5 protein-coding genes are annotated in these 6,540 nt (G+C 72.7%); all 5 read right to left on the reverse strand.

Annotated elements, in window-relative coordinates; genetic code table 11:
* Positions 1–99 precede the first annotated feature (99 nt).
* The 5 genes from uraH to MJ785_RS16745 all read right to left on the reverse strand — a co-directional run bounded on the left by uraH (position 100) and on the right by MJ785_RS16745 (position 6,491).
* Positions 100–426, reverse strand: coding sequence for a hydroxyisourate hydrolase (uraH, locus tag MJ785_RS16725; protein ID WP_239308654.1), 327 nt, complete (start codon positions 424–426; stop codon positions 100–102).
* A gap of 36 nt (positions 427–462) precedes the next feature.
* Positions 463–2,013 (reverse strand): allantoicase, encoded by a 1,551-nt coding sequence (locus MJ785_RS16730; RefSeq protein WP_239381681.1) that lies wholly within the window; start codon positions 2,011–2,013, stop codon positions 463–465.
* Positions 2,014–2,157: 144 nt separating this feature from the next.
* The gene (gene allB / locus MJ785_RS16735) at positions 2,158–3,525 is read right to left on the reverse strand and encodes an allantoinase AllB (protein WP_239381683.1); all 1,368 of its coding nucleotides are present in this window, start codon (positions 3,523–3,525) and stop codon (positions 2,158–2,160) included.
* Complete coding sequence (pucD, locus tag MJ785_RS16740) at positions 3,522–5,915, reverse strand: xanthine dehydrogenase subunit D (RefSeq protein WP_239381685.1); 2,394 nt, start codon at positions 5,913–5,915, stop codon at positions 3,522–3,524. Before pucD ends, allB begins: the two co-directional genes overlap by 4 nt.
* Positions 5,916–5,936: 21 nt before the next feature.
* Positions 5,937–6,491: a (2Fe-2S)-binding protein gene (locus MJ785_RS16745; protein WP_370651740.1), complete on the reverse strand. Its 555-nt coding sequence runs from the start codon at positions 6,489–6,491 to the stop codon at positions 5,937–5,939.
* Between the last annotated feature and the right edge of the window lie 49 nt (positions 6,492–6,540).

Consider the following 6,540-nt stretch of genomic DNA (forward strand, 5'->3'; position numbering starts at 1 on the left):
TTTGCGACCCCTGGGGCATAAGGCTGCTGGACGCACGCCCCGGGTGCCTACGGTGGCGAAAAATCTCCGCGCCCGGCGCTCAGCTTCTCCGGCCGGCGCTCAGCTGCCGCGGTAGCTGGAGAAGCCGAAGGGTGAGAGCAGCAGTGGCACGTGGTGATGCCGCGCCGGATCGGTGACAACAAAAGTGATCACGACCTCCGGGAAAAACGTCGAGCGGGACGCGGTGTCGAACACCAGCCGCCACGCACCCGGCCCGTCCAGCGAGAGATCCCGCACCCGCCCGTCCTCGTCGGTCACCGCGGATGTGACCAGCCGCCACCCGCGGGCGTCGCCGTCGAAGCCGACAATCATCCGTTCCAGTCCAACTGGCACCCCGTCGGCCGGGGCTCCGGCGGCGGTGTCGATCACATGCGTGGAGAGGGTCACCCAGGCATCATGCCCGGGCACGGGGCAACCGGACGGTTACGAACCGCTGATCAGCCGTTGTAGCCGCAACGCGGTGATCTCGGCCTGCTGGCCGGCGGCGACCTGTAGCTCGGTAGCCGGGTCGTTGCCCAACCGCTCACGCAGCAGGCCCAGGATCTCCTCGGCGCTGCGTCCCGCCGCACGCACCAGGAAGATGTAGCCGAAGCGATCCTCATACTCCTGGTTGCCCGCGACCAGGGCCGCCTTCAGGTCGAGGCTGGCGTTGTCCACCGCGGCCTGCTCCCGGCGGGGGGCGTCCAGGCCAGCCACCACGGCCCGGCTGGACGTGGTCGGCGCCGGCAGCAGGGCACCGCGTTCACCGATGCGTGGGTGCGCGGTGAACGCCTCCAGCCAGTCGGCCTCGGTGAGCCGCTGCCAGTGATCGCGGGCCGTGTTGAGGAGCGCCTCGAGGGTCGGGTACGGCCGGCTGTCGGTGACCGCGGCCGCCCACTCCTCCGAGCCGCAGCAACCCAGCAGCTCGGCATGGAGCGCCCCTGGGGACAGCGCGTTGAACCAGCGCATGGCCAGCTCCTGGCGGCCCGCCGGAGTCGGGGTGCCGATGAGGCGCAGCCGGGCCAGCCCCCCGTCGGGGATGGCGTCCACCCGGACATGGGTGGCCTCCACCGGCACCTCCAGGTCGAACAGGTGCTGCGTGTTCGGCTGCACCCGCACCTGTGGCAGCAGCGGCTGCCACTCGGTGATCGAGGAGATGTCGTCGCTCTGGAACAGCTCCGGGGCGGACGCGGCCCACAGCGCCACGGCCCGGGGCGCGTTGCCGTGGAAGTGGCGGGTGTCGACTTCCGCCCTGATCATCTGGCCTGTGGTGGCGAGCCGGACGACGGCCCAGTCGTGGCCCATTCCCCGCCGGCGGCGGGTCTCCCAGCCCTCCCCCATCACCCGCGCGTCTCCGGACGCGTTGAGGTTGTGCCGGTCGCCGTAATGCATGTCGCTGCACGCCACCACCACCCCGCCGAGGTACGCCGCGGCCAGGTCGGAGGTGACCCGGTCCAGCAGACGGGGGTCCGCGATCACTGTTCCGTGCACGCGGAGCCGCGCCACCCCGCCGTCCGGGTGGATGGTGAGCCGTACGTGGGTGACACGGGTGTGGCCAGCCCGTTCGACCGGCAGAACATTGACCGCGTCCGATCGGACCGGTGTCCGGCGCACCAGCGGCACCCAGCTGACCGATGCCTCGGCGACCTCGGCCGCGGAGGGGTAACCGCCCAGCGTGGCACCGTGCAGCTCGACCGACTCCGGTGCGTTCCCGGTGAAATGGGTGGTGTCGACGGTCACCGCTCGGACCACACCGGGCGCGCCGAGCCGGACGATCGCCCAGTCCGCGCCGTACGGCTCACGGCGGCGGCGGGTCTCCCAGCCGTCCGTCCACGCGCCCCGCTCGGTGAAGACGCCCGGCCGGGCGGTCGGCGGCTCGGGCAGCAGCATCCGTTCGGCGAGTGCGAAGAACTCGTCGTTGACAACCACCACCGATCCGCCGAACCTGGCGGCGGCAAGGTCGACAAGGTTCGTAAGATCGGGTGCGTCGCTCACTGCTCCTCTTCTCCTGCGGGTCGGGTCCGCTTCTCCTGCGGGTCGGGTCCGCCGCCGGGTGCGCGGGCCGCCGATATTCGGGATGGGTGTGCGGAACGCGGGGGTGCGGAACGCGGGTGCGCGATGTGGGGCACGCCATCGGGCTCATCTCGACAGCAGGCGGCCGCGCGGCGGCCGGTCGCCGTCGGCACGTTCACCGCGCAGGTAGGTTGCACGCACCACGCCGTGCAGCGTCCGCCCAGCGTAGGGGGTGAGCGGATGGCGATGGGCCAGCTTCGCGGGATCGACGACAAAGGACCTGTCCGGGTCGATCACGACGAGGTCGGCGTCCGCGCCCGGGACGATCCGGCCCTTGTGCCCCAGGCCGACGAGATCGGCTGGTCCGGTGCACATCCAGCGGGCCAGATCGGCCAGGTCATGACCGCGGCGGCGAGCCTGGGTCCACACCGCGGCGAGGCCGAGCTGCACCGACGCGATCCCGCCCCACGCCTGCGCGAAGTCGCCTGACGTGATCGCCCTACGCTGTGGCGTGGCGGGTGAGTGGTCGGTCACCACCCCGGCGAACAGGCCCGCGGCGAGGCCCTGCCACAGCGCCTCCCGGTTGCGCTCCCCCCGGATCGGCGGCGCGCACTTGTACAGAGTCGCGCCATCGGGGATCTCCTCGGCGGTGAACGCCAGATAATGCGGGCAGGTCTCCGCCGTCAGCGCGAGCCCGGCGTCGCGGGCGGCGAGCACGTCATCCAGAGCCGCCGCCGCGGACAGGTGCAGGACGTGCAGGCGGGCCCCGCTCGCGGCCGACAGCGCGGCGAGCCCGGCCACCGCCTCGGTCTCCGCGGCCGGCGGGCGCGAGGCCAACCAGCTCGCGAACGCCCGGCCCGCCACCGGTGGCGCCACGGCCAGGACCGACGGTGACTCGGCATGGACGACGGTCAACGCGTCGAGCCGGGCGGCACGAGCCACCGCGACGGCGAGGACCTCCATGGGCACATGCGGGAACTCCGCCACCCCCGACGGCGCGAGGAACGCCTTGAAGCCGAACACCCCGGCGTCGTGCAGGGCCGCGATCTCGGTGCGGTCCCGCACGTCAGCGCCGACGATCCCGCCCCAGAAGCCGACGTCGACCGCTATCCGCCCGGCCGCCGCGGCCCGCTTCACCGCGAGTGCCGCGACCGACGTCGTCGGCGGGATGGCGTTCAGCGGCATGTCCACGATCGTGGTGACGCCGCCAGCGGCTGCGGCCCGCGTGGCGCTGGCGAACCCCTCCCACTCGGTGCGCCCGGGTTCGTTGACGTGGACGTGGGTGTCCACGGCCCCGGGCAGCAGGGCGAGGTCTCCAAGATCGGTGACACCCGGTCTGGCCTGGACGGCCTCGGGCCGGGTGACCGCGGTGATCCGGCCGCCGGCGATATGGACGGCGGCCGGGCCGACTCCGTCGGGAGTCACGACCCGTGACGAACACAGTATCTCGGGACGTTCGGGAAGCCCGGGGAGCCCGGCCGGGGGGATGGTCATCCGCCGCCGCCGCCGGCATCCGGGCGGACGAGATCCGCCGGGTGGGCCTGGCCCGGCGGCAGCACCAGGTCCTGCGGCCGGATCGGCACCCGGCGCAGGTCACGCCCGATCGCGGCACGGACCGCCGCCACCACTGCCGGGGTCGCCGAACAGGTCGCCGCCTCCCCCACCCCCTTGACGCCGTAGGGCGCCCCGGGCTGCGCGTGCGTCAACGCCACGAAGTCCAGCGCCGGGACATCGGCGATGGTGGGCAGGACGTAATCATGAAACGTGGGGTTGCGCACCACCCCGCCGTCAACCACGAGCTCCTCCATGAGCGCGAGGCCGAGCCCCTGGGCGGTACCGCCCTCCGCCTGCCCGCGTAGCGCCATCGGGTTGAGCACCATGCCAACGTCCTGGGCGAGCGCCATCGATACCACCCGCACGAGTCCCAGGTCCACGTCGACGTCGACGACCGCGCGGTGCGCCGCCACGGCGAAGGCGACATGTACGTCGCCCTGGCCGTCCGGGCCCAGCGGCTGGGTACGCCGGTGGCGGAAGACCTCCACCGCCTCGACCGGCCCGTCCGCGAGCAGGTCGGCAAGAGGCAGCCGCGTTCCGGCCTCGCTGGCGACGATCTCGCCGTCGGCGAGTGCCAGCAGCCGCCTCGGCTCGGCGACCACCTCGGGGGGCAGGCCGAGCCGCCCGGCCGCCCGGCCCAGCAGCCGCTCGGCCACCGTGACCGCGGCGGCACGCACAGCGCCACCGCTCATCCACGTCTGGCGGGACGCGCTGGTCGGCCCGGCACTGCCGATGGCGGTGTCCGCCGGGGCGAGTAGCACCTGGTCCACCCCGAGTTCGGTCCGCACGATCTGCCCGGCGATCGTCACGAAGCCCTGGCCGACCTCCGCGCACGCGCTGTGCACGACGGCCCGCGGTGTGCCGTCCGGCCCGAGCTCCAGGCGTACCCGGGCGGTTGAGAAGTCGTCGAAGCCCTCGGAGAACAGCAGGTTCTTGTAGGCCAGCGCGTAGCCGACACCGCGGCGGACCCGGCCCGGGTCGGCCGCGGCCAGCCGCCCGCCCGGCAGGGATGTCACCGGCGTACGGTCCGACACCGGAGCTGGCAGCGGACGAGCCGCGACTGTCGCGATCGCCTCCCGCAACGGCAACGGATCAGCAACGAGCTGGCCCGTGGGCAGCACATCGCCAGGCTCGAGCACGTTGCGGCGGCGCAGTTCCACCGGATCCATGCCGAGCGCGTCCGCGAGCCGGTCCATCTGCGCCTCGTGCCCGAAGGCGACCTGGGGAACCCCGAAGCCGCGCATGGCTCCGCACGGTGGGTTGTTCGTCCGCACCACCCACCCGTCCACCACGGTATGGGGGACCCGGTAGGGCCCTGACGCGTGCGTCACCGCGTTGGCCAGCACCGCCGGGGACGATGACGCGTACGCTCCGCCATCGAGGACCACCCGCGCGTGGACGCTGACGAGCTGCCCGCGGCGGGACGCGGTGTGGCGGAACCACAGGCGAGCCGGATGCCGGTGCGGATGGCCGAGGAACGACTCGACCCGGTCGTAGCGGATCCGCAGCGGCTGCCCGGTGACCCGCGCCAGCAACGCGCCGTGGATCTGCAGGGTGATGTCCTCCCGGCCGCCGAACGCTCCGCCAACCCCGGCGAGGGTGAGCCGCACCCGATCCTCGGGAATACCCAGGCACGCCGCGATCTGCTCCCGATCGGAGTGCAGCCACTGCGTGGCCACCCGCATGTCGATACCGCCGTCCGCCGTCGGCACCACCAGCGCGGCCTCGCAGCCGAGGAAGGCCTGGTCCTGCATGCCCACCACATAGGAGTCGCTGACCTGGACCGTGCCGCGGGCCGCCGGGTCACCGTGCCGCAGATGGATCTCGCGAAAAATATTGCCGTCAGGGTGCAGCGGATCGACCTCGCCGCCAACGGACACGATCCGCTCAGGATCTGTCACCGCGGGCAGCGGTTCGTAGTCGACGTCGATGGCGGCGAGCGCCCGGACAGCGGCGCGGGCGTCACGCGCCGCGACCGCGGCAACTGGTTCGCCCTGGTAGCGCACAACGTCACGGGCGAACACCGGCTGGTCCGCGACGATCAGGCCGTAGGTGGCCCGGCCGGGCACGTCCCCGGCGGTCACCACCGCCGCCACGCCCGGAAGACGCCGGGCCGCGGCGGTGTCGATACGGCGGATCCGGGCGCGGGGGTGCGGGCTGCGCAGCGTCCGGGCGTGCAGCATGCCCGGCAGGAAGAGATCGCCAGCGTACGGGAACGTCCCGTCGATCTTGTCTGCGCCATCCGGGCGGGGCACCGATCTACCGATGCCCTGACCGGCCGCCGCGTGATCGGTAAACTCCTGATCACCGGATGAACGTGAGTCCGCCATCAGCCCACCGCCTGTCATCGGTCACCGGCGAGTGTCCTGGATGGACCGGATGGCCGCCATGATCCGTCCGTATCCGGTACACCGGCAGATGTTGCCCGCCAATGCCTCACGGATCTCGTCCTCGTCCGCGTCGGGCCGCCGGGCCAGCAGATCGGTCACGGCGACGACGAACCCTGGTGTGCAAAAGCCGCACTGGACCGCCCCGTGGGCGAGGAAGGCGGCCCGCACCGCTCGGGCCGGGCCACCCGCACCCAGCCCGGCAACGGTCGTGACCACGGCGCCCGCGGCATCCGCCGCGAGCACTGTGCAACTTGCCACCAGCCGGCCGTCCATGAGTACCGAGCATGATCCGCATCGGCCCTGTTCGCAGGCGTCCTTGACCGACATCACGCCAAGGTGGTCGCGCAGCACACCCAGGAGGGACTCCGCCAGCCAGGCGTCGGCCACCAGCCGCATACCCCCGTCGATGTACAGCTGATAGGACACCCGTCGACCGGTTCCGCAACCAGCCAGCGCCGCCGCGTCACCGTCACCGCCCCCGGCGATGTCGCCGCGGGCACACCCGTCGTTGTTCATGACCGGAACCGCCCGGCGCTGCCCGGTCCCGCACTGCCCGGTATTGCGC

The sequence above is a fragment of the Protofrankia sp. CiT1 genome (assembly GCF_917627335.1).
GTDB lineage: Bacteria > Actinomycetota > Actinomycetes > Frankiales > Frankiaceae > Protofrankia.

What these genes read in the sequence shown, in the direction of transcription:
- allB (WP_239381683.1), bottom strand. Translation starts at nt 3,525, where the DNA reads ATGACCATCCCCCCGGCCGGGCTCCCCGGGCTTCCCGAACGTCCCGAG.
- pucD (WP_239381685.1), bottom strand. Translation starts at nt 5,915, where the DNA reads ATGGCGGACTCACGTTCATCCGGTGATCAGGAGTTTACCGATCACGCG.
- MJ785_RS16745 (WP_370651740.1), bottom strand. Translation starts at nt 6,491, where the DNA reads ATGAACAACGACGGGTGTGCCCGCGGCGACATCGCCGGGGGCGGTGAC.